Origin of the sequence: Brucella sp. MAB-22, assembly GCF_025908475.1 — a bacterium.
In the GTDB taxonomy this organism is placed as follows: domain Bacteria; phylum Pseudomonadota; class Alphaproteobacteria; order Rhizobiales; family Rhizobiaceae; genus Brucella; species Brucella anthropi.
The window spans coordinates 1,723,678-1,750,072 of record NZ_CP109781.1 but is presented as its reverse complement, the minus strand read 5'-3'; the positions used below and the strand labels follow the sequence as shown (position 1 = coordinate 1,750,072).

Here is a 26,395-nt window from a genome sequence, read left to right as displayed (position 1 = left end):
CTACGACAATAAAAAGCGCCGGTTAGCGGCGCTTTTTAGTTTTTTACTTGATACTCAAGCTTTCTCGATCACGCGAATGCGATGGTCCCCGCCTATATCGATGAACTGTGTCCGTGGTGGCACTTCATGAACATCGTGCGTGCCAAAGCTTTCGGGGTAAAATGCATAACCTTCCGGTGCTTGCGGTGGGCTTGTATCGTCGAGCAGCCGACCGCCCGTCAATTCCGTCATCGGATCGGGAATGGCCGAAATCAGTCTCCGTGTATAGGGATGCGTCGGGTTCGAGAATATCCGATCCCACGGTCCGCTCTCAACAATCTGCCCGAAATACATAACCGCCACGCGGTCGCTCATATGTTCTACGACACTCAAATCATGGCTGATCATGATATAAGAGAGACCGAGCCGTTCTTTCAGTTCCAGCAGCAGATTGATGATCTGAGCCCGGATCGAAACATCGAGCGCCGAAACAGGCTCATCAAGCACGATAACTTTCGGATTGAGCAGCAGCGCGCGTGCTATGCCGATGCGCTGGCGTTGCCCACCCGAAAACTCGTGCGGAAAACGCTTTGCCTGCTCGGGCTTCAAACCAACAAGACGCAGAATTTCCTCGACGCGCCCATCGACTTCGCTGCGCGAGGTCACACCGTGAAGTCGCAAGGGCGCCGCCAGGGACGTATAGACTGTCTGGCGCGGATTGAGTGAAGCGAACGGATCTTGAAAGACCATCTGCGCCATCTTTGCTCGTTCCAGCCGCGACGGTTCGTCCTTTCCGGTGATCGGTCGTCCTTCAAAATAGATTTGCCCGCTCGTCGGCTTTTGCAAGCCGACGAGGGAGAGTGCAAGCGTAGATTTACCGCAACCGGACTCTCCAACAATCGAAAGACACTCGCCTTTGTTGAGGGTCAGGCTGAGATTGTTGACGGCACGCAGCAATTGCTTTGAGCGACTGAAAATGCCGCCGCTCACCGGGAAGTAAACGCAGACATCGTCGATGCGGACCAATGGTTCTGCTAGTTTGGCTGAATGCATGTCATTCATGATGGAAACACCTCACCACACCGGCATCTTCAAGTGGCGTCCAGCCCGGTTTTTGCGCACGGCAAATATCAGTCGCGCGCGTACAACGCGGCTCGAACCTGCAGCCCTTTGGAAAAGCGGAAATGGAGGGTACCACGCCTTCGATTTCCTGCAGCCGCAACTGACCTGCTTTTTGTCGTGAGCCGAGCTGCGGTAGAGAGGCCAGAAGACCATGCGCATAAGGATGAGCCGGGTGGTGGAACAGGCCTGCTGTTATGCGCTGCTCGACTAGATGCCCAGCATACATGACCCCCACGCGACGACACATTTTCGCGATGACACCAAGATCATGACTAATCATCAGGACAGAAGTTCCTCGTGCCGTGCAAAGCTCTTGCATCAGACGAAGAATTTCCGCCTGAACAGTCACATCAAGCGCGGTCGTGGGTTCGTCAGCGATCAGCAAATCTGGATCACACGCGAGTGCGATAGCGATCATTACACGCTGGCGCATACCGCCAGACATCTGATGTGGATAGTTCTTCACACGTTGCTCTGGCGCAGGAACTTGAACACTGGCGAGCGCTTCGATCGCTTTGCGCTCCGCCTCGTGCCAAGTAGCACCTTGGTGCAGCACGAACATTTCCGCGATCTGCCGCCCTACTGGCGACAACGGATTGAGAGCAGTCATCGGCTCCTGAAAGATCATCGCTATGCGATTGCCACGCAGCTTGCGCATTTCACGCGACGACATTGACCGCAAATCCTGCCCTTTGAAGCGTATCACGCCATCCGTTATCGACAGTGGTTTGCGCAGCAATCCGATCATCGATAGTGCAGTGATGCTCTTTCCGCAGCCAGACTCTCCAACCAGTCCGAATGTCTCGCCGGCTCCGATAGTGAACGATACGTCTTCGACCACGTTATGTTTGCTCGAACCAGAAACAATATCGATCCGGAGGTTCTCTACCTCAAGAAGTGCTTGTTCGCTCATACCTTGCGTGTCCTCATATGCGGGTCGAGCCAGTCGCGAAGACCGTCCCCGAACAGATTGAGTCCAAGCACCGTGAAGAAGATGGCCAAACCGGGAAACACGGCAGCCCAAGGCGCATTCACGATCAACTCACGCGCATCAGTGAGCATGTTGCCCCAGCTTGGATCCGGTGGACTGATCCCAAGACCAAGATAGGAAAGTGCTGCTTCTGCGAGAATTGCGTCGCCCATTCCAAGAGTGCCGATAACGAGGATCGGTCCGATCATGTTTGGCACGATCTGCGTGATCATGATGCGGGCATCGCTATAGCCAAGCATCTTGGCAGCCTGAATATAGCCCTGCTTCTTTAGTGAAAGGGTCGAACTGCGCGCAATGCGGCAAGTCCAGGACCAATTCGTCAGACCAAGCGCGAGCAGAAGGCTTGGCAAACCGGGGCCGAGGACCGCCATAATTGCCAGCGCGAAGATCAGCGACGGAATTGCCAGCATGAGATTAGTGAGACCATTAACGAAATCATCCCACCAACCGCCGAAATAACCGGCAGAAATGCCAAAACACAGACCAATAACCGTGTTGATGCATTGCGAGACGACACCAACGGTCAAAGACACTTGCGCACCATAAAGGATGCGCGAATAAACATCACGACCCTGGGCATCAGTGCCAAACCAGAACTGTGCGTCAGGCGGCAATTCAGCATTCATCAAATCAGCGTCGAGAACCGGATTATAGTGCGCCAGCAACGGCGCAAAGACGGCTGCTGCAACGATGACGATACACACGAACCCGCCGAATACGAGATTGAAACGGAGCTTCATGGGCTTACTCGTGGCTTATGCGCGGGTCGATAACCGCGTAGAGAATGTCAACGATCGTATTGATGACCAAAAACCACAACACGATTACGAGAATTGCCCCCTGCACCACGGGAATGTCGCGCAGCGAAACGCTATCGATCAGCAAGGAGCCAAGGCCCGGCCACGAGAATAACTTCTCCACCACCACGGCCTGCCCCATCATCGATCCGAATTGCAAGCCGATTGTCGTGATAATCAGCACCAGCGCATTGCGCATGACATGCCATTTCACCAGGCGAAAGCTGCTCATGCCTTTAGAGCGGGCGGTACGAATGAAATCAGCGCCCATCACTTCAAGCACGGCTGCACGCGTTGTTCTTGCCAGCAACGCCAATGGCGCAACACCCAACGTCAGCGCAGGCAAAATGACGTTTCTGATGCCTCCATCGCCATAGCCGAAACTCGGCAGCCATCCGAGTGTCAGTGCGAAGAGATACATGGCCAGCAGGCCCAGCCAGAACTGTGGTAGCGAGAGGCCCGAGACTGCGCCTATCATCGTCACACTGTCGAGAAGGCTTCCGGGTTTAAGTGCCGCGAGAAACCCAAGCGGTACGCCTATCAGGATCGCAAACCCCATAGCCGCAAAAGCGAGCTTCAATGTTGGCCACATGCGCTCCTGAATAAGCGAGACAACCGGCTGTCTTGATCGATAGGACGTACCAAGATCAAACTGTGCCAGTTGAACCAGATAATTGCCGAAACGCACATGGACAGGCTTGTCGAGGCCAAATTCCTGAGTGATCTTTTCGACCATCTTCGGGTCGTTCATGCCCTTACCATTGGCAATTAGGCCAGAAGCGATGCTGCCCGGAACAACACTGAAAATGATGAAGATCAGCAGTGATACAGCGACGACCGTCGGTATCATCTGCAAGACGCGCCGAAAAATAAAATAGAGCACATGGTCCTCCTTTCGGATCAGCGTAAACTACGCTGGAGCAAAGGGGATCAGTGGCCCGCCCGATAACGAGCGGGCCGATCCAGATCAGCCAGAATTAGCGACCGGACGGAACCGTGTCATCAACCCACAGCTTTTCATAGGACTGAACGGCGAGCTCCGCCGAGTTCGGCTGCAGGCCATGCAACCATGGCTGATGTGCCATGACAGCCTTATTGTAGTTGAAGAACCAGACCGGCGCTTCTTCCTGCAACAGGTTGTTGGCCTTCTTCAGAAGCTCGTTCTTCTCTTCTTCAGTTTTCGCTACCTTTGCCTCATCGACAATCTTGTCGAATTCTGCGTTCGAGAACTTCTGGTAGTTACACGCAGATTGTGGGGTCGTGGAATAGAAGCACTGCATCGCCGTCAGTGCATCCGGACCGCTTTCGAGCGACCACATATAGGCCTGGAAATTGCCCGCCGGAACTACATCCGCAAGCACTGACGCTTCGACCGGCTTTGCCTTCACCTTGATACCGACCTTGGCGAGCATCGGAATGATCGCTTGAACAATGGTCAGGCCCCAGCTCTCGTTTTGCGTTGCTGTCAATTCGAATTCGAAGCCGTCGGGATACCCAGCTTCAGCAAGCAAAGCTTTTGCTTTTTCAGGGTCATACGGATAAGGCTTCGCATCCTTGTCGAAGGCTGGCGATGAGTTTGGCAGCCAACCAACAGCACGATAGGCCTTGTCCTTGACGAGACGCTTGATGATGAGATCGCTATCGATGGCGTAGTTGATTGCCTGACGAACACGCTTGTCCTGGAACGGCTTGAAATCCGGATTAAAGCCGACGGCGCGCGTATATACCTCAGCTACCTCGACCATATTCTTTGCCAGTTCAGGATCGGCAAGATAGGCGGTATATTGTGCCGGCCCGAGCACGGCTACGTCGATCTCCTTGTTGCGGAACGCAACGTCGCGCGCGGCCGCATCACCCATGATCATGATATTGATCTTGTCGGCGTAGGGCTTGCCCTTTTCGTAGTACTTGTCCCACTTCTCCACTGTCAGGCGAGAGCCAGGAACATATTCCGCAAACTTATAAGGTCCGAGACCAATCGGGTGGCGCTGAAACTCTTCGCTATCCCCCTCACCTGCCGGGTAAATGGCAGTGTTGTTACGCATGAACTGGAAGCCCGGATCAATTGGCTGTTTCAGCGTGATTTCGAGCGTATGGTCATCGATCTTCTTCAGGCCGGAAATTTCCTTGGCCTTGCCCTGCGTATATTCCTCCGCCCCTTTGATTTCGGCGATGTAACGTGCCGGTGGGAATGCCTTTTTCGGATCCATGATCCGGGTATAGCTCCAGATAATGTCGTCTGCCGTCAAAGGCTTGCCATTGTGGAAAAATGCATCCTGACGAAGCTTGTAGGTATAGACGAGCCTGTCGTCGGACACAGTCACATCGGTTGCAAGACCGAGTACCGGTTTGTTGAGATCAGCATCCCAATCATAGAGCGTACGGTGAATCGCCTTGGCGTAGAACTCGTCTTGTGTGGCAGGCGATGCTTGAATATCGAGCGTCGAGAAGCTGTCGCCGTAGGGCGCGACAAAATTGATGACGCCTCCCGAACGTGGCTCGTCCGCCGCGTAAGCCGCCGTTCCGGCCAGCAGGACTGCAGACAGCGCTGCCAGCAAAGCAAATTTTCTCATGTTGTTCCCCTTCATAAATGTCATTCTTGCGATTCAGATGAACCGTTCTTCGGACAGCTCTGTCGAAACCTCGCTGCCCGAAATCGCCCCGAAGCGTTTACGCTTCAATTCTTTTTATTGCCCCCGGAAACCGGGAGCATTTAACTCACGACCGTTCGAATACGACCTCACCGTCACGCATGGTAAGAACACAATGCGTGTCATTGAGAATCTCTTCCGGCTTCGCGGTAAGCATATTGCGTGAAAAGACCGCAATATCAGCAACCTGCCCAGGTACAAGCTTGCCCTTCACATTCTCCAGCTTCTGAGAGAAAGCACCGAACTCCGTATAAACTTGCAGGGCCTCTTCGATGGTCACGCATTCGCGGGTATCCATCACCGTTCCCTTACCCGTTTCGCGCGTAAGCATCGAATAGATGTTTGGATAGGGGTTCGGATGGCAGACCGGTGAATCACTGCCAGTCGCAGGCTTGAAACCCAGATCCTTCCAGGTTTTCAGCGGGTAGCTTGAAATTGCGCGTTCCTCGCCAAGAACAGAAATATAGGCGTCACCGAAATCGTATATGAAGACCTGTTGCGGACAAGGATAAATCCCGGCTTTCTTCATCCGCTCATGCTGTTCCGGCGTGGAGAACCCGCAATGTTCGATACGATGGCGGCGATCTGGATCGGGATGCGCTGCGAGTGCCTTTTCATAGGCTGTAATAAGCTGTCCAATCGCTGCATCGCCGATAGCGTGGCAAGCCAACTGATAACCCTTTTTATGGGCATCGAGCACCAGCGCTTCCAGTTCTGCATCCGGCAATATCTGGACACCGATATTATCGTCGTCGCCGAGATACGGCTTGCTCATCCATGCAGTGCGTCCGCCCGCCGATCCATCAAGGAAAATCTTGACGGCACCGACTGTCAGCATGTCATCGCCGACACCGGAAACAAGTCCTGCTTTGTAGCATTCTTCGACAATGGAAGGTCCCGGATCGCCGAGCAGCACGAGCCAGGTGCGCACCGGCAAGCGCTTGTCGAGTTTGGCGAGGTTGTAGGCACGGATTTCATCGAAGCCTGCGACCTGACCGACAGCGGCGTCCATAACGCTGGTGATGCCATAGGAAAGGAGAAGATTGCCTGCAGCCTCAATGGCCTCGATCATCTCTTCCGTCGTTGCCTTGGGGATCGCTTTGCGGACGGCGCCTTGCGCATTTTCTGCAACCATCCCCGTCAAAGTACCATTCTTCTGCTCGATCAAGCCGCCATCTGGCACCGGGGAATTTTCGTCAATACCCGCCAGTTCAAATGCCTTCGAATTGAAGATCGAGACGTGGCCACATGCGCGTACCACCATGACGGGATTGTGTGGAGCAACAGCATCAAGCTCCGATTTATGCGGGTGCCGACCGACATCGAGCTTCGTCTGGTCATAGCCGCGTGCTCTGATCCATGCGCCGGGAGGTGCGGAAGCAGCCTGTTCCCGAATGGCGTCAAGCAGGCTTTGCAATGTCGGCGCCGCTTGCGGCGTCGCATCAATCCACTTGAGTGTCAACCCAATCGAAATGAGATGCAGGTGAGCGTCATTCAGCCCGGGTGTGGCAAAGCGTCCTTTCAGATCGATCAAACGCGTATTATCGCCCTTCAAAGACCAGATTTGATCCTTGGTGCCCGTAGCGAGCACCTTGCCTTGCCAGATGGCCAGGGCTTCGACTGTGCCCTCTTCATATCCACACCAGATCGCACCGTTATATACTATGGTATCGGCACACAATTTGGGCATTACAGGCATTTCAGCGATCCCCTCCCTACTTCACGCTTTTATAAGTGCAGGGAGATTTCCATTGATGCTTTGAACGATCAAGCCGTGGATTTGTTAAATTTCGTGGGAACAAATTGTTCAAAATGACAACTACACGGTCAATCTGCCGAAACTTTTGAAAAAAGACCGGCATCCGCTTGGCAAAATGATAAAAGGTTTCCACCATAATGATAGCTGCCGCGCTCACCTGTCAGCAATCGCAGCTTATAAATGTTTGCGAAAAAGCGAAACATGAGCGGCGGTCACTCGTGAGGGTGTCGCATGTTCCGGAACGATCTGGATCAACCACGTACCCCCGGACTCGTTCCTTGACGGCTGTTGAGACCAGCACAATTAGCCGTCAAGGGATGGGGTGAACAGGGCGTTCTCGTCAGCACGACCACGACGCCCTGGAAAATGAAGATCAACCTGTCAATATGTCGATCCGGGCGAGCGATCCGCCAATTGTTCGGGTGTCAGCAAATCTGCATGATGAGCACGCGCAACATCAGGATGGGACCGGAGGCGACTTTTTAGATTGTTCGCACCAACTTCACGGAAGATCGGGTTCAGCGTGTCGACAGTCACACCGCGCTCCTTGGTCTTCAACTCATCTGGCAAATCTATAACCGGAATCGTCGCGTCGTATCGAGCACCGAGAAAGAAGGCGACGGAAAAGCGTTCCACACCGGCTGGCGGCGCGACAACGCCATGCACATCTGCCCGCACGAATCCATTGGTGGCAAGCTCAAGCAATTCTCCCGTATTGATAACAAAAGTGCCGGGAACCGGAGGTGCATCAATCCATTCGCCATCTTCCCGCTGAACGCGCAGGCCGGGGATGATATCTTGCAGCAACACAGTAACGAAACCGCCGTCCTTATGTGCGCCCACTCCCTGCTCACTTTCCGCCACATCGCGCCCCGGATAACGGATAATCTTTAGGAGCTGAGACGGATGCGGCTCATAAATCTGGGCGAAAAAGTCTTCCGACTGCCCCAAAGCCGCGGCGATAGCCTTCAGAATATCAATGCCAACGCGCGTCACCTCAGCCTGATAAGCAAGCAACAATGGCTTAAGTTCGGGCAGTGCTTCCGGCCACTGGTTCGGGCCGATCAAACGCTTCCATGCCGGGCTATTCGGACCGATCTCGGCAGGTTCTGATTCCGTATTGATATCGAGCTGTTCGCGCCAATCCTGCTCGCCACGTGTCCGTTCGAGGCCAGCACGATTGTAACCGCGGAAATGCGATGACTTCACCATTTCTATCTTGAGTTTTTCTTCCGCTGGAAGTGCGAAGAACGTCTTCGCCGTTGCAACCACGTCCTCCACGAGTTTCGGATCGACGCCATGTCCCGTGAGATAGAAAAAGCCATGTTCGTGAAGAGTGCGGCGCAGCTCCTCAATGAAACTGTCGCGCTCCTCGGCGCTGCCATTGAAACGGGACAAATCAAGCAGAGGCAGATTGATTGGGGTGGTATGTATAGTCATTGGAAGCTCCTGAAAAACTCTCAGCGGGAACGACGGCTGCGCGCCACACGGTGGTTGACAAGACGGGCGGCGTAGTCGCCCGTGATCTGGATGGATTGCACGATCACAACCAGGATGATGACGACGGCCACCATGACTTCCGGCATGAAGCGCTGATATCCGAAGCGAATTCCGAGATCGCCCAGTCCACCGCCGCCGACTGTTCCTGCCATCGCCGAGTACCCGACAAGGCTGACAAGCGTAACTGTTTGCCCCGCAATGATCCCGGGTAGCGCTTCAGGCAAGAGCACCTTGAAGATGATCTGAATTGGCGTTGCACCCATGCTCTCGGCAGCTTCGATCAGGCTCTGGTCCACCTCACGCATCGCCGTTTCGGCGAGCCGTGCGTAGAGAGGTGTGATTGCCGCGGTCAGTGGTACGATGGCCGCATAGGTGCCAACGGTCGTTCCGGCAATCAGGCGCGTTAAGGGAATGATCGCCACCATCAAAATGATGAATGGCGTGGATCGAACCAGATTGACGACAGTGCCCGCAACACGATTGAAGACCGGTCGTTCGAGAAACTGGCCCGGACTGGTAACAATCAGTGCAACACCGAGCGGCAGGCCAATCAATGTCGACAGAATGGCAGATGCGGCCACCATAGTAGCCGTCTGCTTCAGCGATTCAAGCAAGAGCCCGACGAGTGCCGGCGGAAGCAGATCGGACAACATGACCGATGACCTCTCCATGAAGATTGAGTGAAGACAGATAATTGCGAACGTCCGCGAGATCGGCGGAACCATCCTCAGCGACGAGTGTTATGATGCCCAGTGGTCTGCCACCGATATAGTCTATGCGCCCGTGCAATATGTTCGGATTTATCCCGAAGCGCTGCACGAGCGTAGCAACGACCGGCGCATGCGCGGCTTCACCGGAAAAGATAATGCGCAGAACCGGATCCGACCCGACAACTGGTTGTGGAAGCACCCGCTGCGATACTTCCGGCGGCAGGTCGTGGGCGACGATGCTAGCCAGAAATGACCGGGCGATCGGTGTTTGCGGAAAGGCAAAGACGTCGAAGGTCGCTCCGCTTTCAACGACCCTGCCGCCATCAAGAACCGTCACATGGTCTGCGATCTGGCGCACGACGTCCATTTCATGCGTAATGAGCACAATCGTCAGCCCCAGCCGCCGATTGATATCCTTCAATAGCGAAAGAATTTGCTCGGTGGTTTCCGGATCAAGCGCCGATGTCGCCTCATCCGACAGCAAGATGCTCGGTTCCAAAGCCAATGCGCGTGCTATACCCACACGCTGTTTCTGACCGCCAGACAATTCCGATGGATAAGCATCGGCTTTTCCCTTGAGCCCCACCAGATCAAGCAAATCGCTCACGCGGGCTTTTATGGTGCTGCGATCATAGCCAGTGAGCTCCAGTGGCAGGGCTATGTTGCCAAAAGCAGTTCGTGAAGACAGCAGACTAAAATGCTGAAATATCATTGATACTTCACGACGAACCTGTCGCAATTCGCCTTGACGCAACGTTGTGATCTCTCGCCCGGAAACAACGACTTGTCCTCCGGTTGGGTGCACCAGACCATTCAGGCAACGCACGAGCGTGCTTTTTCCAGCGCCTGAACGACCAATAATTCCGTGAATGGTTCCCTTGGCGATTTGAAGCGAGACATTGTCGATGACCGGACCAGCCTTCTCATCATAGGTCTTTGTCAGCGAACGTATGTCGATGATTGACGGTGCCGGGCTTGTATCGTCCGGTACGGCGTTCGACACAGGTCCGCTGCGTACGAGCACGTTCATGTCACCAACCTGCTACGATATTGCCATCGAACTTCTTCTCAATGAAGGCTTTGACGTCCGGAGATTTATAAGCCTCGACAAGCGTCCTGACCCATGGTGCATCCTTGTTTTTTTCCGCGACCGCAAGCAGGCAGAAATAATCGGATAACTGGTCTTCGATCAGGATCGCATCACGGGTCGGAACCAGCCCAGCACTCAGCGCAAAATGTGAAGTGATGACGGAAAAATCCACGTCTTCCAGCGACCGTGGAAGCTGGGCCGTTTCCATCGGTATGATTTTGACCTTTTTCGGATTATCGACAATATCGAGTTCAGTTGCGTTGAAAGTTACACCCGGCGTAAGCTTGATAACGCCGCCAGCTTCAAGAAGCTTCAAGGCACGGCCTGCATTGCTCGGATCGTTGGGAATGGAGATTTGTGCGCCCTCTGGCAGCTCACTTAGAGATTTGTACTTGCGTGAGTAACCAGCCATTGGCAGCAAGACAGTACGTCCGCCAACAGCAACGAGATTGAGACCTCGATCCTTGTTCTGTTGATCGAAGTAAGGTGTATGCTGAAAGCCATTGGCGTCGAGATCGCCATCATTTGTCGCCGGGTCGATCAGTGCACCGTCCGAAAACTCCACAATCTCGATATCCAGTCCCTTTGCCTTGGCAACGGGTGCGAATGCTTCGGCGATTTCAGCATGCGGCCCCGACGTCACACCAAACCGGATTTTTTCCGCAAGCGCCGGTGAAGCGACGAGCGCTGAGAAAAGTGCCGCGGAAACTGCGCCGCGCAAAAATGAAACTGAATGCATCTTGTTTTCCCTGTAGTGATTTTCGGGCGCGCCTATGATGCGGTGCGCCAATTGTGCTCATTATTCCACTGGACCAGCCGTGAAGCGGCCTCCCGCAGCGTTTCTTCGCGCTTGGCGAAACAGAAACGGACGTGGCTGCGCACATCGCGTGCACCAAAAAAAGATGAGATAGGAACCGGGGTTACACCCGCTTCAAGCGTCAACCGTCGGCAAAAATCGAGATCGTCACCGCCATGATCGAGCGACTTTATATCGGCCACCGCGAAATAGGTGGCATGGACAGCTACGACATCAAAACCCGCAGATTTCAGCCCTTCAACCAGCAGATTCCGTCGCGATGCCAGCGTCGCTCGAAGGCCGAAAAAGTAGCTATCAGGTAACGAAAGCCCAACCGCAACCGCCGACTGCAATGCTGGCGGCGTGGCGAAAGTGACATACTGGTGGGCGCGAGCGATCGGGGCCAGAAGTTTTTCGGCGGCTGTCACATAGCCGACCTTCCATCCTGTCAATGAAAAGCTCTTTCCAGCGGAGCCAATTCGCACAACACGGTCGCGGACTTTCTCAACTCCGAACATAGAATGAAACGGGCGACCGTCGAAGACGAGATGTTCGTAGACCTCATCCGAAACGATCACGAGATCATGCTTGATCGCAAGTTCGGCGAGAAAGTCCAGCTCATCTGGATCCAGTATCTTGCCGATTGGGTTCATCGGTGTATTGACGACAATGAGTTTCGTCCGTGGAGAAATGGCTTTTGCCAGCTCCTCTCGCGGTAGCTCCCAATGAGGTGGTTTCAGCCGTACCGGCACCACCTTCCCGCCTGCACGGCGGATAAGCGTAGCGTAAGCATCGTAGACCGGCTCGAACAAGATAACCTCGTCGCCCGTATCCAGATGCGCCAGAAACGTATCGGCGAGCGCTTCCGTAGCGCCGGACGTAATTAGAACTTCCCTTTCCCAGTCTACGTCAATACCGAGAAATCGCCTTGCGTTTTCTGCGACAGCTTGGCGGAGAACCGGCAGCCCCATCATGGGCGGATATTGTTGTGAAGTTTCACGAAGAGCGCGAGCAGCGGCATCAAGGAGTTCGGACGGTTCAAAGCCTTCTGGAAATCCCTGCCCCAGATTGATGGCTCCACGCTCAACAGCAAGTCGCGACATCGCCTCAAAAATAGACGTCCCCGCCTCGCCGAGTACCTGATTGACCATCGAAGCTCCCCTGTTGCAATCGAATTCACGGGGAGAACGATAAAGCCTACAAAATTAGTAGACAAAGCATGGACTTGCCATCCTCGAACGAGCGAGAGAAAGCTTTTTCAAATTCTGCCGGACGTGAAACAGTTTTACGTTCCACAATCGCAACTACTTCCAAATCAGGCTGCCGCCCGGCTGTGGCGATTTCGCCAGAGCTCTTCGGCTTTCTCGAAAAATTGCGCATGGCTTTCATTGTCTGCGACGGCAGCCGTCATCATCGCCATGGCAGCCGTCGCAACGATTGTATTTTCTGCGCGTTTGTCCGTTGCCGCGCCAGACCAGATGCCATACCAGTATTCGAATGAACTGAAGCTCGAATGCTTGTCACCACTTTCCTTGGAAAGGGTCGGAAGCAATAAATCTGTTTCACGACCATTAAGAAGCCTATGGATCGTATGCGTTCGATGCGGAACTAACTCGGCAACGTCCCGGCTGGTCGAAACTACCGAAATAGAAGGCATATCAAGAAGTACGCCCGCATCGCGGTGTAACTCACGATATGTGGGCTGTGTAACCCCCAAAAACGATGCCTTGAGATTCATCGGATTGAGCAAATGAACGAGGCTATTCATCGATGAACGCGACTCGAACAGTGGGTAAAGCGCCATCAGCGCATGAATCTGAGGAGCGAAACCGGCCAACGGCATAAAACAGATGCCATGCGCTCTTAATGCACCTTCTGCGAGTGAATGTGATGTCGCGATCGGGAGGTTGATAGCTTCGGCCGCTATCTCAAGCTTGCCCGAGATTTCACCTGTGCCACAATTACCGTGTAAGACAACAGGATAACCAGCCCGCGCGACGAGCAAGGCTGAAAGCATGAACCACGGTGACTGCACAGAATTCGGCGATAGATAAGCTGGCCAGTCCAGCGCTGGTATGTTCAAGCCCGCGTCCACGGAATAAATTCGTCTCGCTGCTCGCGCTATGCCAGCAAGTTCCGGTGCAGTTTCCCCGCGATAGTGAATGAGCCGGAGCAACGCACTGATCTGCATCGGATCGGCATTACCCGTAAAGATCGTTGTGAATGCATCGTCGGCCTCAGACATCTCGAGTGGACGGGTGTGCCCGGCTTTTCGCCCTACAACAGCGATATATTTCGCTAGTCGCCTGACCGGATCGTTTTCGTCCTGGATGTTGGCGAACTGCGTTGCAAGCTGCTCTGGTGTCGGATGGTTTTCAAGCTCAACAACCTTACGGATTCCGAGCGGCGGCGGTGTTACAATGGCGCTTCGCTTCCACCCGTGATGCCCGGTACAGCCCGACTTCGGCAATTCGGTAAAGTCCAGACTCAACAACGTTTCGGCCTCATTCGCCAACCGCCGTAAACGCCCACGCAGCGCTTCGGCTTTCGGGGTGGCCACCATGTTTCGGCCGGAGCGAACCAGAATGGGGTCGTTGAACTTTTCGCGAATCTGTCCGAGCAGTCGGCTCATAGCCGCAATGCTTAAACCCATCTGCTTGGCAGCACCGCCAACACTGCCTTCCACAAGAAGTGCATCAAGAGCGATAAGCAAGCGCAATTGTCCCAAACGAAGGCTTTCACTCTCACCTTTCTCCGTTTGTTGCTGCGTTTTCACCTGCTTGCCCGACATCACTTTCTTGCCCGTCCATTTGCGGTTTTTGAAATTTAGAACGCTTATAAAACATCACGATTGACGTCACCCGACAGCCATACATAAGGAGACTTGAAAACTCAACTTTAAACGGTGACGAAAATGACCAGCTTGTTTCGGGGATTGTGGGCCGATGGTACACAAAACAGGCGTTTGGCCAGCAAATCGCTCATTTATCGGGCGATCCTTGCGGGGACGTGTCTTTCCACAACGCTACTTCTGAGCGAAATGAATGCCATCGCGCAAACCGCGATCAACGCTGCGGAAGAGGCAACTTCAGACGAAGCTGGCACCAAGAAGAAAAAGGCAACGGAAGCGGGCATCGAAACGACCGCTGATGGAGCTGTCAAACTTAATCAGATTGTTGTCACGGCAACAGGGTTCGAACAGAATATCACCGACGCTCCGGCAAGCATCACTGTCGTTCCTGGCGAAGAGCTGGAAAAAGGCGCCTATCGCGATCTGACCGATGCTCTGAAAGACGTTCAGGGCGTCGCGGTGACAGGTCCGGCGGCCGAGCGCGACATATTCATTCGTGGTCTTCCTGGTTCTTATACTTTGCTGCTCGTTGACGGGAAGCGCCAGAGCACGCGCGATGCCCGCACCAACGGCAACTCCGGCTTCGAGCAGAGCTTCTTACCGCCTGCGAACGCAATCGAACGGATCGAGGTCATTCGTGGCCCCATGTCTTCGCTCTACGGATCGGACGCGATGGGCGGCGTTATCAACGTGATCACCAAGAAAGTATCCGACACCTGGAGCGGTTCTTTCTCTGTAGACGGCACGGTTCAGCAGCATTCCAAATTCGGAAATTCGTTGCAGGGGTCTTACTACATGACCGGGCCGCTGGTCCCGAACCTCGTCGGTGTTCAGGTCTGGGGACGCGGTCTCAAGCGACAGGAAGACAATATCGTCAGCGGGACGCCAGAACAGAAAGATATCGACATCACCGGTCGCGTTACAATCACGCCGAATGAAGATCATGATATCATGCTCGAGCTGGGCAAGACTCGCCTTCGTCGCGACGCCACCGTCGGCAACACGGCGGCATCGGGCTCGGATTCCTACAACTACAATGATCGCGATCATTGGTCGATCAGCCATACTGGTCGCTGGGGACCGACAACGTCGGAATTCTCATTCCAGCAAGAATGGGCAGAACGCACCAATTTCAATTGGGACAACAAGACCAAGAGCTACGTCGAGAACCTGCGTTCGCCGCATATCCGTAATTCGGTACTCGATGGCAAGTTCACAACTCCGTTCGAATTCTACGGTAATCACACGCTGGTAACCGGTGGACAGTTTTCGCAATCGGTGCTGACCGATCAGAACCCAGGACGTCGTACCGGATTGGATGAAGAGTTCAGCGTTCGCCAGTGGGCACTCTTTGCAGAAGATGAATGGTGGATCACGCCAGACTTCGCCCTGACAGGCGGTCTGCGTATGGACGACCATGAGATTTATGGCTCCCATTTCAGCCCACGCGGCTATGCCGTCTGGCACGCAACTGAACAACTGACGTTCAAGGGCGGTATCTCCACCGGCTTCCGTGCACCGGAACTCCGTACTATCGCCCCGGGATATGCTTATACGACGGGCGGCGCGGGATGCTCGTATGGTCCAAACGGCACCTGTGGCGTGATCATCGGTGATCCAGACCTGCAGCCTGAAAAAAGCACAAGCTATGAAGCGAGTGTTCTCTGGGACAACCAGTCTGGCCTTCGCCTCGGCGCAACCTATTTCTACACGGATTTCAAGGACAAGATCAGCAATGCGCTGGTGACGGATGCCAATGGTAATCCAATTCGCTGGAGCGAAGATCCGAACTATCGTCTCTGGTACAGCTTCAATATCGATGAAGCCGTCATGCAAGGTGTGGAGTTAACCTTCAACTGGGAAGCAACCGACACAATTACCGTGCGCGGCAACTATACCTACACCGACTCCGAACAGCAGACCGGTGACTACAAGGGCTTGCCTCTGACACGTACGCCGAAGCACATGGCCAGCTTGCGTGCAGATTGGATAACGCCGGTTGAAGGCTTGAGTGCATGGGCCAGCGGCAACTACCACGGCGAAGAAACCAATGCGGGTGCGCGTATCGGCACAGCCGGTGAACCCGTCTACAGGAACGGCAAGGTAGTCGCTCGCAAATACAAGCCCTATGCAACCTTCGATATCGGCGGTTCGTATGACTTCAGCGAGAATGTCACTCTGAACGCTGCCGTCTACAACGTCTTCGACAAGAAAGTAGATGTCGATGACTTCAATACAGTCGTCGATGGTCGTCGCCTCTGGGTCGGCATGACTTCCCGCTTCTAGTATCACAACAAAAAGACGCCTGCCCGCAATGGCTGGCGTCTTTTCCATGAATGGGATGCTCTTATGAGCGCACTGACGAATATCGTGAAGAAAGCATGCCTGATGATGACGGGGATACTGATGGCTTCCACCGTGAAGGCTGCTGAGCCTTCCACCTCGTCCTTTGATATGGAAGCCAACGGCATCGCCTATCGTATATTCACCGCTGCACCGCAGGAGGTTGCACCCGAAGGTGGCTATCCTGTCATATACATGGTCGACGGCAATCGCATGTTGCCGATTGCAGCAAAGCTCATGGCAGAAAACTCTGCCCTGAAGGCTATATTTGTGGGCATCGGCTACCCGACTGACAATCAGGAAGAAATCGTCCGCCTGCGATATTTCGACCTCACGCCTCCGACACCTGACGATCTGATCCCAGTCCACTTCAATGTACCAAAGACTGGAGGACGAGATGCATTCTTCGACTTCATCGACAATCAGGTAAAGCCGGAAGTCGAAAAGCGTTTCAACGTCGATAAAAGCCGACAGGCCCTGTTCGGCCACTCTCTGGGCGGATTGTTCACCCTTTATGCCTTGTTCAACCGCACAGATTCCTTCCAGAGCTATAGCGCGGCAGACCCGTCAATCTGGTGGAACGATCGTTCAATTCTAACTGATAAAGATCAGTTCATCACGCGCTTCAAGGATGCCCCTCGCCCAATCCGCTTGCTTATAGAAACCTCCGGCAAACGTGGTAGCCGCCCCGGCCAGACGAAACAGGACGATGACCGTCTGAAGAAACTGCGTGGCGGACCTTCCGGTTCAGACATATTCAAAGAGCTTTCTGAACTACCGCAAGTCGACGCAGCCTTTCATCGTTTCGAGGATGAGAGCCACGGCTCGATGATACCGCTCACGGTGGCGGACAGCCTTAATTTCATTGTGCTCGGACAAAACCCCAAGGGCAAAAACAACTGAATTTTCTCTCTCGGTCTTTGACGGAGAAGATACTTGACTGTAAAGCACAGGATTGATGAAAGGATCGAACATCATGCTGAATATCGCTCAACAGGTTACACGCTTGTGCGGTGCCGCCATAATGGCGCTGAGCATTGCCTCAACTGCAAATGCTGCTGATGTGACTATCAAGCATGCTCAGGGTGAAACAGCAGTTCCAGCCTCACCGGCTAAGGTACTGGTTTTCGATCTTGGCACCCTCGACAATCTGGATCGCCTTGGCGTCAAGGTGACTGGTGTTCCAAGCGGCATATCGTTTCCTGAATATCTGAAGAAATATCAGGGCGACGAGTATGCGAAAATCGGCACATTGTTCGAACCTGACTATGAAGCCGTTAATGCGGCAGAACCAGATCTTATTATTGTGGCAGGTCGTTCGGCTGCGAAATATGGTGAGCTTTCGAAGATCGCTCCAACCATCGATCTGACGACCAATGCGAAGAATTTCATCGCCGACACTGAAGCCAATGTCGAGAAACTTGGCCAGATTTTCGGGAAGGAAGCAGAAGCAAAGGCAGAAGCCGAGAAACTTGATGCCGCACTTGCTGCATTGAAGGAAAAGGCCGCCAACAAAGGCACCGGTCTTCTGATCCTCACTTCCGGCGGCAAAATCAGCGCTTATGGTCCCGGTTCGCGTTTCGGCGTCTTGCATGACAGTTTCGGGGTCAAGCCTGCAGCGCCTGACCTTTCCATCGGCAATCATGGCCAGCCCGTGAGCTCGGAATTTATCCTCGAAACCAATCCCGACTGGCTGTTTGTCATCGATCGTGATGCTGCCATCGGTCGTGAAGGCAATTCGGCAAAGCAGGTTCTGGACAATGAGCTCGTGCGCCAGACCAATGCTTGGAAAAGGGAGCAGCTTGTCTATCTGAACGCTCAGAACTGGTATCTGATTGGTGGCGGTCTCGGCGCGCTTCACGGCACGATCGATCAGCTTTCCCAGGCTTTCGACAAAGCAAAGTAACAGCTTTCCAAACCCAATCCGGTCGGGCCACACAGTTAGTAGCAGGTGGCCCGAAACCGTGATCAGGCAACAGAACAGGAAACGAGCGTGAAGGGACTTGCAGCAGCCATTGCCGTTGTCGTCGTACTGGCTGTCATCAGCCTGTTTATCGGCGTCAGCGATGTGTCGCTGAGCACGCTATTCGGCACCGAAAGCACTGACCGTGCCGCCGAAGTCATGCTTGTCAGCCGTATTCCACGTACCCTTGCAATCATTCTGGCGGGCATGTCCATGGCCGTCTCAGGCATGATCATGCAGATGCTGACACGCAACCGTTTCGTTGAACCATCGACGGCAGGCACAGTGGAATCAGCCAGTCTTGGCATCCTTCTGGTCATATTGTTCGCACCGGAAACGCCTGTAATCGGAAAAATGCTGGTCGCTTCTGTTACGGCGCTTGCCGGAACTGCATTGTTCCTTCGCATTCTTCGCGCCATTCCGTTGCGATCCGTTCTTGTCGTGCCCTTGGTCGGCATCATGCTTGGTGGCGTTGTCAGTGCAATCACTACTTTCATTGCTTACCGCTTTGATCTTCTGCAATCGCTCAATTCCTGGACAACCGGCGATTTTTCCGGCGTCCTTCGCGGACGCTATGAACTCTTGTGGCTTGCGTTCTTCCTTACAATCATCGCCTACATTGCCGCTGACCGCTTCACGGTCGCGGGACTGGGCGAGGATTTCACCACCAACCTTGGCCTAAATTATCGCCGTGTAGTCACACTTGGCCTTGTCATCGTTTCGATGGTCAGCGCATCAGTCGTCGTGACCGTTGGCATGATACCTTTCCTTGGTCTTATCGTCCCGAACGTCGTCAGCATGTTCATCGGCGACAATATGCGACGGGCTGTACCGTGGGTTGCAATACTCGGCGCTGGACTTGTTCTTGCCTGCGATATTGTCGGGCGAGTAGTCCGCTTTCCTTACGAAATTCCAATCGGCACGATGATGGGAGTCGTGGGAAGCGTCATATTCCTCTATCTTCTGTTGCGGCGGGGTTCACGCCTTGCTTAAGCGCCCTACCTTCATCCTCTCGCTCCTCTCTGTGCTCACTCTGCTTGCAGTAGCAGCATTCATGACAGTCGGCGCAAAGGGAAGCTGGTCTTTCATCCTATCCTTCCGCGGCACCAAGCTTGCAGCCATGGTACTGGTCGCATACTCGATTGCGGTTTCAACGGTGTTGTTCCAGACCGTAACAAACAACCGCATCCTGACCCCCTCGATCATGGGGTTCGACGCGCTTTATATTCTGATCCAGACATTGGTAGTCTTCTTCTTCGGCGCCGTTCAAATCGATTGGATCGGACCGAATATTCGCTTTCTGGCAGAAACCGCTATCATGGTGGTTTTCGCTGGCACACTCTATTACTGGCTCTTCTCCGGAGCAACGCGCAGCCTGCATCTCGTTATGCTTGTCGGCATTGTCTGCGGTGTCTTTTTCCGCAGCATTTCCAATCTGATGCAGCGGATGCTTGATCCAAATCTTTTCGCTGTTCTGCAAGACCGTTTCTTCGCCAGTTTCAACACCATCAATAGCGACATTCTGATTATGTCAGCCGTCATTGTCGCGGCTGTTTCGCTCTACGGTCTGCGCTTCGTCTATGTCTTTGACGTCCTGTCACTCGGCAGAGATCCGGCGATCAATCTGGGCGTCGATCATCGACGCATCGTGCGCAAAATCCTGTTCATGGTCACAGTGTTGGTTTCTGTTTCCACCGCACTGGTTGGACCTATAACCTTTTTCGGTCTTCTGGTCGCCAATCTGGCTTACATGCTTGCCGGTTCGGCAAAACACCGGTTTATCCTGCCTATAGCCATCTTGCTTGCAATCCTCTGCATCGTTGGCGGACAGACCATTCTTGAACGGATCTTCTCGTTCAATACCGCACTCAGTGTCATCATCGAGTTTCTGGGCGGCCTTGTCTTCATTATCCTTCTCGTCAGGGGGCACGCGCGTTGATAGAAATCAGCCAAGTCAGCAAATCCTACAACAGCACACTTGTCGTCGATGATGTGACCCTGAAATTGCCTGCTTGCGGCATAACCTCGATCATCGGGCCGAATGGGGCAGGAAAATCGACGCTACTCTCGATGGTGAGCCGTCTCCTGCCAATGGACAAGGGTCGTGTGACCGTAGACGGACTCGATGTTTCAACGACATCCGGTGATGTGTTGGCAAAACGCCTTTCGATCCTACGACAGGAAAATGCGATTAATTCCCGCCTGACCGTGCGCGACCTCATAACCTTCGGTCGTTATCCCTATTCTAAAGGCCGCCCGAATAGTGAAGACCGCAATCATGTCGAGCAGGCCATCGGCTATCTCGGTCTTGAATATCTAAGCGGACGCTTTCTGGATGAACTTTCGGGCGGACAGCGCCAGCGTGCATTCGTAGCAATGGTGCTATGCCAGGATACAGATTATGTGCTGCTGGACGAACCGCTCAACAACCTCGATATGAAGCATTCAGCTTCAATGATGAAGTTGTTGCGGCGAGCTGCAGACGAACTTGGAAAAACCGTTGTTCTGGTTCTGCACGATATCAATTTCGCATCGTGCTATTCCGACCACATAGTCGCCATGCGCCACGGCAAGGTTGTGCATCAAGGAAGCCCGGATGAACTTATTCATCCAGAAATCCTCGCTGACATTTACGAGATGGAGATTGCCGTCGAAATTATCGGCGGCAAACGCATTGGCGTTTATTATCTTTAGGCAACCGCATCCGAGGGAAACATCATTTGCAAGGCATCATAGGATGCCAGCACGGTTTCCATTTGCGCGGTATGTCCCTTGACGAAAGCATCTCCATAAACCGTCTCATCCGGATATTCGGTGATCAGCGTCAATGGCACCGTATGGCGGTCATCCACGCCGACGAGGCACGGAAACCCATTGATGATGCGGAAACCCGTTTCGCCTGCATGCTGCTCGAACAGCCTGATCTGGGCATTGTTATAGGCAACCAAGCCATCAATCGCGGCCAGATGTTTCGTCACGCGGTCGATTAGTTCTTCTGCTGCCTTCTCCCAGGAGGCATGGTGGCGGATGATCAGGAAAAAGCCCTTCGGCAACGTCCACATGGCAAAGGAACGCGGCACATAACCGGACAGCGGACGCGTCCATTCATGCGATGGATAACCATGCAGGTTGACGTGCAGTTTCGCATCCGTCAGCTTTTCAGCCTCGACACGAATGGCCTTTTCGTAAAGCCCCTCGCCGCTGCGATATTCAAGATCGTCACCCAGCGCCGTATAGCGCGCGGCGTGATGCATGTGGTGCGGCTGAAGCGCACAAAGGCGCTTGTGTATCTCGTATCCGTCCGGATTTTCCTGCGGGGAGATCGTAAAATGCGCGCCTTCACGCACCGCAAGCAGGTTGGCTGCGCGCAACGCGCCAACAACACCTGTCGTTTCATTGGCATGCTGACCGGCGCTGATCATCATCGCGGCATCGCTGCCGTTGCGATAAGTCGCGCGCACCGTTCGGCCAGAGCGGGTCTTTGCCTCGAACGGCTTGCCGCCCAGTCTGGCAATTTCACGGCGGATCTGATCGGCGGAAAGCGGCGCTTGCGCCGTCTCCAGAACCTGTTCTGCCGTCAGCGCGTCATCGGTTGAAAGCGAGCGTGTCTCCACTTTGACCGACGGCTCGGCATCGCGAAAGCGGACTTCCGGCACGATCTGGCCCGGTTGCAAGCCACGATCGCCCACCGGGCGACCTGACTTCTTCTGAAAAACTTCGAGCAGCGAGAAGTAAATATCCTCGTGCATGGCTTCGGTGAGGCTCAGCGTTTCCTCATCGTAAGGCAGGCGGCGGTCGGTGATCGGCAGACTGACCGCGATGTTCAGCTCATCGAAATAAGGTTCGCCACGCTTCCAGTCATGGGCGGCGATGGCCGCGACGGTGTCATGAAACAGCTTTTCATAGGATGTCTCATAGCGCGCGCTTTCAATCTTGCCGTGCTGCGTGACGGCCAGCCAGCCGGTCGGCGACACCAGCGTTTCGCCGATGAAATCCACATGCACGCGGTTCGGCGCGAAAACCCGGCGGCTCTCGCTATGGCCATCGGCAAAGACCAGATCGACTTCATAATGAAAATCGTCTTTGCCCGAAGCCGAGAAATCTATCTCCGCTTCCGGAAGAAGTGCTGATAAAGGATAGGTCTCAAGCAGAAACCGGTTCTGTACACAGGCGTCATGACGCGGATAACGGATCGCTGCCGACTTCAGCGCCGAGCCATCAACTTCTTCCAGAAAGAAATGCAGGAGCGGCTTATAAGCCGAGCGCAGCCGTACCTCGACGCCTGCCTCGCGCAGCGTCGTTTCCGCGGCAAAGCGGCTCGGCTGGTCATCGAACAGCCATGCGTCCACCTTCGCGCCGCGCATTTCCGGTTTCAGGAAGCGTTCGACAAGTGCATGAACCGTACGCGGATAGGTTTTCTCAAAAAGCACGCTCATCGGGAAGTCCTGCCGGTTGGATCGAGGCTGTCGCGCAGCCAGTCGCCAAGAAGATTGAGACCAAGCACCGTGAACAGAATGGCGAGGCCCGGGAAAATGCTCACCCACCATGCAGTCTGGAGATAAGTGCGACCATCGGCCAGCATGCCGCCCCAGCTTGGAATGGTCGGATCGACACCGAGGCCGAGGAAGGTCAGACTCGATTCCAGCAGGATATTATTGGCGACATTGAGCGTCATCAGCACGATGACCGGACCAAGCAGGTTCGGCAGCAGGTGCTGGAAGATGATGCGCCAGTCCTTCACGCCGATGGCCCGGGCTGACAGGATGAACTCGCGCTCGCGCAACGACAACACCGAACCGCGCACCAGTCGCGCATATTGCACGCATTGCGAGACGATCAGCAAAATGATGGTGTTGAAAAGCCCGCCACCCAGAATGGCCATCACGGTGATGGCAAGCAAAATGAAGGGCATGGCCAGCTGCACATCGACAAAGCGCATCAGCGCCATATCCCAGAAGCCGCGATAATAGCCAGCGACGAGACCCATGATGGTGCCGATAAGAACGGAGCCGATCACCGAGACAAAACCGACAAACAGCGAAATCTTGCCGCCGGTAATGACACGCGCCAGCACATCGCGGCCCAGCGGATCGGTGCCGAAAATATGGACCTGATTGACAAATGGCGGCGTCAGGCGCGCCAGGAGATCGATCTTGTTGGCGCCGCCCGGAAACAGATAGCCGGAGAAAATCACCGCCAGACAAATGCAGCCGGTCAGCACGGCGCCGACGATGAATTCGAGGCTCGCAAAACGCGAAAACAGAACGGATGAAGTCTTGGTTGCCATGGGTCCTACTCCGTGCGGATACGCGGATCGACAAGGCCATAAGCGATGTCCACGAGAAGATTGACGCCGATGATCAGCATGGAAAGGATCGCGATGGTGGCCTGCAGGACAGGATAATCGCGCCCGGCCACCGCGTCGAAGGCAAGTGTGCCCATGCCCGGCCAGTTGAACACGCGTTCCACCACGACGATACCACCGAGAAGACCGCCGAACTGAAGCCCGAGATAAGTGATCAGCGGAATGGCGCAATTGCGCAGCGCATGCTTGTAGAGAACCTTGTTCTCGCTCAACCCCTTGGCGCGCGCCACCATAATATATTGCGATTGCAGCGTCTCCAGCATCGCCGTGCGCACAAGACGAACATTGGTTGCAGTCAGGATGACGCCCATGGTGAGCGCGGGCATAATAAAGCTTGCAATGCCGCTCATGCCGCTTGGCGGTAGCCATTGCAGCGAGATGCCGAACAGCAGCACCAGCATGGTCGCCAGCCAGAAGTTCGGAAAGGACAGGCCCACCAGCGAGCAGATGCGGATCAGCTGATCGGCCCATTTTCCACGCGACACCGCAGCCTTGATACCGAGTGGAACGGAAATCACGATAGAAACGAACAGCGAGGCGAAGGCCAGCATCAGCGTGGCGGGCAGAGCGCCAGCAACGAGCGTGGAAACCGGCGTTCCACCGAGGAAACTGCGCCCCAGATTCATCGTGAACAGTCCTTTCAGGAACTGCCAGTATTGAACGAAGAACGGCTGGTCGAGACCGAGGCCTTCACGGATGCGCGCAAGATCAGCTTCGGTAATGCTGCCCGCGCCTTGCGTCAGCATCAATGCCGGATCGCCTGTCAGGCGGACCGCGAAAGCGACAAGCAGCGTCATCGCGACAAGCACGAACAACGCCTGCAAAATTCGTTTGATCAGAAATCCGGCCACCAGTGCGCCTCCGAAATGCTGCAGCAAGCCGGATATGACCGGCTTGCCGTATTGTCATTCTTGCTTACTCGACAGTGACGTCCGTGAGACGCAGACGGCTGTCGGGAACCGGCACAAAGTTCTTCACGCGCTTGTTGACGCCGAAGATCGCCTTGAGATTGTAAAGCGGCATTTCGAGTGCACGGTCGGCAGCGTAAACCGCGATTTCCTGCAAGAGCTTTTCGCGCTCGCCGCGATCAATAACCGAGCGCTGCGCTTCCAGCATCTTGTCGAGCTTTTCGTCCTTGTCGTACGGGTTCCACTTCTCGCCGGAATGGTACATGGAATAGGCGGTGTTATCGTAGTCGAAGGTCCAGCCGCCCCAGGCCTGCTGGAACATCGCGCCGGTCTTGCCCTGCGGGATGATATCGTTCAGCAAAACATTGGTGTCATAAGGCTTGATGGTGGCATTAACGCCGACCATTTGCAGGAAGCTTGCGATAGCCTGCGCCACTTCATTGAAGCTTGCATCTTGACCGCGCACATCGATCTGCACGGTTGCGCCAGGCTTGACGCCCGCTTCTTCGAGCAGTTTCTTCGCGCCTTCCGGATCGTAAGGCAGCGGCTTCATGTTCGGATCGAAACCGAAGGACAGCGAGCCCTGGAAGCTTGCAATCGGTTCTGCCTGACCGGCCAGAATGGACTGGATGATCGCATCGCGGTCAACCGCCATGATCAGCGCCTTGCGAACGCGCTCGTCCTTGGTGATGCCATCAGCCGTGTTGAAGCGCAGGGCATAGACAGTTGGACCCGATGCAGTGACAAGCTCCAGCTTCGGATCGCCCTGAATGGTCGGGATCATACCAATCGGAATGGTCGGCGGGATGACCAGATCGACGCGACCGGCCTGAAGTTCGGCAACGGCGGTCGAAGGCTCGGTGATGAAGCGATATTCCAGTTCGGAAAGTTTCGGCGCACCGCCCCAATGATCAGCGAAAGCCTCAAGCTTGATGCTCACCTTCGGTTCATAGGACGCGAATTTGAATGGCCCGGTACCGACCGGATGCGTGTTGAAATAATCGTCGCCTTTTTCCTGAATGTATTTTGGCGGAACGATCATGCCACCATAACCGGCCAGCTTGGTGATGAGAACAGGGTCCGGTGCCTTCAAATGAAAATCGACGGTCTTGTCGTCTATAACTTCCACTTTCTCGATGGCGATATAGTTCGAACGCTGCGGGCCTTTCGCGCCCTCGTCACCGAGCAGGCGATCAAAGGTGAACTTGACGGCTTCGGCGTTGAACGGCTCGCCATTATGGAACTTGACGTTCTCGCGCAGATGGAAGCGGATGCGCTTGGCTTCGTCTAGCTCGTCCCACGAGGTTGCGAGGGCCGGAACGATCTTGAGGTCCGGTCCGCGATAGACCAGACCGTCGAAAATATTGGTGGCGACAGAAGCCCAGTTGACGAGGAAAGTGTCGATCGGGTCCCAGCTGCCTGGGTCCTGCGGCGACGAAACGGTCAGCTTTCCGGCAGCGAAAGCCGGAGCAGATACAAACACTGCCGCCGAGAGAGCGGAAGCCATGAGAACGGCTTTAAGTGTTTTCCTTATCATTGTTTTTCCCCTTTGGGTTTCTGTTGAACTTTA

Annotated in this window: 22 protein-coding genes; 6 read left to right on the top strand and 16 right to left on the bottom strand. The window is 54.5% G+C overall.

Annotation, left to right across the window (positions count from 1 at the left end; all coding sequences use genetic code 11):
- Nucleotides 1–54 precede the first annotated feature (54 nt).
- The 12 genes from OHI65_RS08045 to OHI65_RS07990 form a co-directional block, all read right to left on the bottom strand.
- Nucleotides 55–1,041, bottom strand: coding sequence for an ABC transporter ATP-binding protein (locus OHI65_RS08045; RefSeq protein WP_010658969.1), 987 nt, complete (start codon nucleotides 1,039–1,041; stop codon nucleotides 55–57).
- The gene (locus tag OHI65_RS08040) at nucleotides 1,034–2,014 is read right to left on the bottom strand and encodes an ABC transporter ATP-binding protein (RefSeq protein ID WP_010658970.1); all 981 of its coding nucleotides are present in this window, start codon (nucleotides 2,012–2,014) and stop codon (nucleotides 1,034–1,036) included. Before OHI65_RS08040 ends, OHI65_RS08045 begins: the two co-directional genes overlap by 8 nt.
- Nucleotides 2,011–2,832 carry an ABC transporter permease gene (locus OHI65_RS08035; RefSeq protein ID WP_010658971.1) on the bottom strand — a complete coding sequence of 274 codons (822 nt, stop codon included), beginning with the start codon at nucleotides 2,830–2,832 and terminating at the stop codon, nucleotides 2,011–2,013. Before OHI65_RS08035 ends, OHI65_RS08040 begins: the two co-directional genes overlap by 4 nt.
- 4 nt (nucleotides 2,833–2,836) lie before the next feature.
- Nucleotides 2,837–3,772, bottom strand: a complete 936-nt coding sequence (locus OHI65_RS08030) for an ABC transporter permease (protein WP_010658972.1) — start codon at nucleotides 3,770–3,772, stop codon at nucleotides 2,837–2,839.
- Nucleotides 3,773–3,866: 94 nt separating this feature from the next.
- Entirely contained in the window at nucleotides 3,867–5,462 is a 1,596-nt protein-coding gene (locus OHI65_RS08025) for an ABC transporter substrate-binding protein (RefSeq protein ID WP_036587364.1), read from the bottom strand.
- A gap of 145 nt (nucleotides 5,463–5,607) precedes the next feature.
- Nucleotides 5,608–7,230 carry an amidohydrolase gene (locus OHI65_RS08020; RefSeq protein WP_369523269.1) on the bottom strand — a complete coding sequence of 541 codons (1,623 nt, stop codon included), beginning with the start codon at nucleotides 7,228–7,230 and terminating at the stop codon, nucleotides 5,608–5,610.
- Between the two features lie 450 nt (nucleotides 7,231–7,680).
- Nucleotides 7,681–8,739 (bottom strand): isopenicillin N synthase family dioxygenase, encoded by a 1,059-nt coding sequence (locus tag OHI65_RS08015; protein ID WP_125301138.1) that lies wholly within the window; start codon nucleotides 8,737–8,739, stop codon nucleotides 7,681–7,683.
- Between the two features lie 20 nt (nucleotides 8,740–8,759).
- The gene (locus tag OHI65_RS08010; RefSeq protein ID WP_125301139.1) at nucleotides 8,760–9,452 is read right to left on the bottom strand and encodes a methionine ABC transporter permease; all 693 of its coding nucleotides are present in this window, start codon (nucleotides 9,450–9,452) and stop codon (nucleotides 8,760–8,762) included.
- Nucleotides 9,406–10,539: a methionine ABC transporter ATP-binding protein gene (locus OHI65_RS08005; RefSeq protein WP_125301140.1), complete on the bottom strand. Its 1,134-nt coding sequence runs from the start codon at nucleotides 10,537–10,539 to the stop codon at nucleotides 9,406–9,408. The genes OHI65_RS08010 and OHI65_RS08005 overlap by 47 nt, the downstream gene beginning before the upstream one ends.
- A 1-nt stretch (nucleotide 10,540) precedes the next feature.
- Nucleotides 10,541–11,338 (bottom strand): MetQ/NlpA family ABC transporter substrate-binding protein, encoded by a 798-nt coding sequence (locus tag OHI65_RS08000; protein ID WP_125301141.1) that lies wholly within the window; start codon nucleotides 11,336–11,338, stop codon nucleotides 10,541–10,543.
- A gap of 32 nt (nucleotides 11,339–11,370) precedes the next feature.
- A complete protein-coding gene (locus tag OHI65_RS07995; RefSeq protein WP_125301142.1) occupies nucleotides 11,371–12,546 on the bottom strand; it encodes an aminotransferase in 1,176 nt (391 codons plus the stop codon).
- Nucleotides 12,547–12,710: 164 nt separating this feature from the next.
- Nucleotides 12,711–14,186 carry a glycosyl transferase family protein gene (locus tag OHI65_RS07990; RefSeq protein WP_125301143.1) on the bottom strand — a complete coding sequence of 492 codons (1,476 nt, stop codon included), beginning with the start codon at nucleotides 14,184–14,186 and terminating at the stop codon, nucleotides 12,711–12,713.
- 123 nt (nucleotides 14,187–14,309) lie between these two features.
- Here OHI65_RS07990 and OHI65_RS07985 point away from each other — a divergent pair, with 123 nt between their 5' ends.
- From OHI65_RS07985 to OHI65_RS07960, 6 genes are all read left to right on the top strand, one after another.
- Nucleotides 14,310–16,532 (top strand): TonB-dependent receptor domain-containing protein, encoded by a 2,223-nt coding sequence (locus OHI65_RS07985; RefSeq protein WP_094515672.1) that lies wholly within the window; start codon nucleotides 14,310–14,312, stop codon nucleotides 16,530–16,532.
- Nucleotides 16,533–16,595: 63 nt separating this feature from the next.
- Complete coding sequence (locus OHI65_RS07980) at nucleotides 16,596–17,492, top strand: alpha/beta hydrolase (RefSeq protein WP_012093161.1); 897 nt, start codon at nucleotides 16,596–16,598, stop codon at nucleotides 17,490–17,492.
- A 55-nt stretch (nucleotides 17,493–17,547) separates the two neighbouring features.
- Entirely contained in the window at nucleotides 17,548–18,495 is a 948-nt protein-coding gene (locus OHI65_RS07975; protein WP_010658983.1) for a siderophore ABC transporter substrate-binding protein, read from the top strand.
- 87 nt (nucleotides 18,496–18,582) lie between these two features.
- On the top strand, nucleotides 18,583–19,545 hold the full coding sequence (locus OHI65_RS07970) for an ABC transporter permease (RefSeq protein WP_071632158.1): 963 nt from the start codon (nucleotides 18,583–18,585) through the stop codon (nucleotides 19,543–19,545).
- On the top strand, nucleotides 19,538–20,491 hold the full coding sequence (locus tag OHI65_RS07965) for an iron chelate uptake ABC transporter family permease subunit (RefSeq protein ID WP_125301144.1): 954 nt from the start codon (nucleotides 19,538–19,540) through the stop codon (nucleotides 20,489–20,491). Before OHI65_RS07970 ends, OHI65_RS07965 begins: the two co-directional genes overlap by 8 nt.
- Nucleotides 20,488–21,246: an ABC transporter ATP-binding protein gene (locus OHI65_RS07960; RefSeq protein WP_125301145.1), complete on the top strand. Its 759-nt coding sequence runs from the start codon at nucleotides 20,488–20,490 to the stop codon at nucleotides 21,244–21,246. Before OHI65_RS07965 ends, OHI65_RS07960 begins: the two co-directional genes overlap by 4 nt.
- On the opposite strand, the gene OHI65_RS07955 is transcribed toward OHI65_RS07960, so the two are convergent.
- The 4 genes from OHI65_RS07955 to OHI65_RS07940 all read right to left on the bottom strand — a co-directional run bounded on the left by OHI65_RS07955 (nucleotide 21,243) and on the right by OHI65_RS07940 (nucleotide 26,362).
- Nucleotides 21,243–22,988 (bottom strand): M14 family metallopeptidase, encoded by a 1,746-nt coding sequence (locus OHI65_RS07955; protein WP_125301146.1) that lies wholly within the window; start codon nucleotides 22,986–22,988, stop codon nucleotides 21,243–21,245. The genes OHI65_RS07960 and OHI65_RS07955 overlap by 4 nt on opposite strands.
- Nucleotides 22,985–23,839: an ABC transporter permease gene (locus tag OHI65_RS07950; protein ID WP_125301147.1), complete on the bottom strand. Its 855-nt coding sequence runs from the start codon at nucleotides 23,837–23,839 to the stop codon at nucleotides 22,985–22,987. The genes OHI65_RS07955 and OHI65_RS07950 overlap by 4 nt, the downstream gene beginning before the upstream one ends.
- A gap of 5 nt (nucleotides 23,840–23,844) precedes the next feature.
- Nucleotides 23,845–24,768, bottom strand: a complete 924-nt coding sequence (locus OHI65_RS07945; RefSeq protein WP_125301148.1) for an ABC transporter permease — start codon at nucleotides 24,766–24,768, stop codon at nucleotides 23,845–23,847.
- Nucleotides 24,769–24,832: 64 nt separating this feature from the next.
- Nucleotides 24,833–26,362 (bottom strand): ABC transporter substrate-binding protein, encoded by a 1,530-nt coding sequence (locus OHI65_RS07940; protein WP_264358630.1) that lies wholly within the window; start codon nucleotides 26,360–26,362, stop codon nucleotides 24,833–24,835.
- Between the last annotated feature and the right edge of the window lie 33 nt (nucleotides 26,363–26,395).

Bases quoted from the DNA above. Each gene is read 5' to 3' on its own strand.
- OHI65_RS08035 (WP_010658971.1), bottom strand. From the start codon at position 2,832: ATGAAGCTCCGTTTCAATCTCGTATTCGGCGGGTTCGTGTGTATCGTC.
- OHI65_RS08015 (WP_125301138.1), bottom strand. From the start codon at position 8,739: ATGACTATACATACCACCCCAATCAATCTGCCTCTGCTTGATTTGTCC.
- OHI65_RS07990 (WP_125301143.1), bottom strand. From the start codon at position 14,186: ATGTCGGGCAAGCAGGTGAAAACGCAGCAACAAACGGAGAAAGGTGAG.
- OHI65_RS07940 (WP_264358630.1), bottom strand. From the start codon at position 26,362: ATGATAAGGAAAACACTTAAAGCCGTTCTCATGGCTTCCGCTCTCTCG.
- OHI65_RS07975 (WP_010658983.1), top strand. From the start codon at position 17,548: ATGAAAGGATCGAACATCATGCTGAATATCGCTCAACAGGTTACACGC.
- OHI65_RS07995 (WP_125301142.1), bottom strand. From the start codon at position 12,546: ATGGTCAATCAGGTACTCGGCGAGGCGGGGACGTCTATTTTTGAGGCG.
- OHI65_RS07985 (WP_094515672.1), top strand. From the start codon at position 14,310: ATGACCAGCTTGTTTCGGGGATTGTGGGCCGATGGTACACAAAACAGG.
- OHI65_RS08045 (WP_010658969.1), bottom strand. From the start codon at position 1,041: ATGAATGACATGCATTCAGCCAAACTAGCAGAACCATTGGTCCGCATC.
- OHI65_RS08010 (WP_125301139.1), bottom strand. From the start codon at position 9,452: ATGTTGTCCGATCTGCTTCCGCCGGCACTCGTCGGGCTCTTGCTTGAA.
- OHI65_RS07955 (WP_125301146.1), bottom strand. From the start codon at position 22,988: ATGAGCGTGCTTTTTGAGAAAACCTATCCGCGTACGGTTCATGCACTT.
- OHI65_RS08005 (WP_125301140.1), bottom strand. From the start codon at position 10,539: ATGAACGTGCTCGTACGCAGCGGACCTGTGTCGAACGCCGTACCGGAC.
- OHI65_RS08000 (WP_125301141.1), bottom strand. From the start codon at position 11,338: ATGCATTCAGTTTCATTTTTGCGCGGCGCAGTTTCCGCGGCACTTTTC.
- OHI65_RS07980 (WP_012093161.1), top strand. From the start codon at position 16,596: ATGAGCGCACTGACGAATATCGTGAAGAAAGCATGCCTGATGATGACG.
- OHI65_RS08040 (WP_010658970.1), bottom strand. From the start codon at position 2,014: ATGAGCGAACAAGCACTTCTTGAGGTAGAGAACCTCCGGATCGATATT.
- OHI65_RS07950 (WP_125301147.1), bottom strand. From the start codon at position 23,839: ATGGCAACCAAGACTTCATCCGTTCTGTTTTCGCGTTTTGCGAGCCTC.
- OHI65_RS08020 (WP_369523269.1), bottom strand. From the start codon at position 7,230: ATGCCCAAATTGTGTGCCGATACCATAGTATATAACGGTGCGATCTGG.
- OHI65_RS08025 (WP_036587364.1), bottom strand. From the start codon at position 5,462: ATGAGAAAATTTGCTTTGCTGGCAGCGCTGTCTGCAGTCCTGCTGGCC.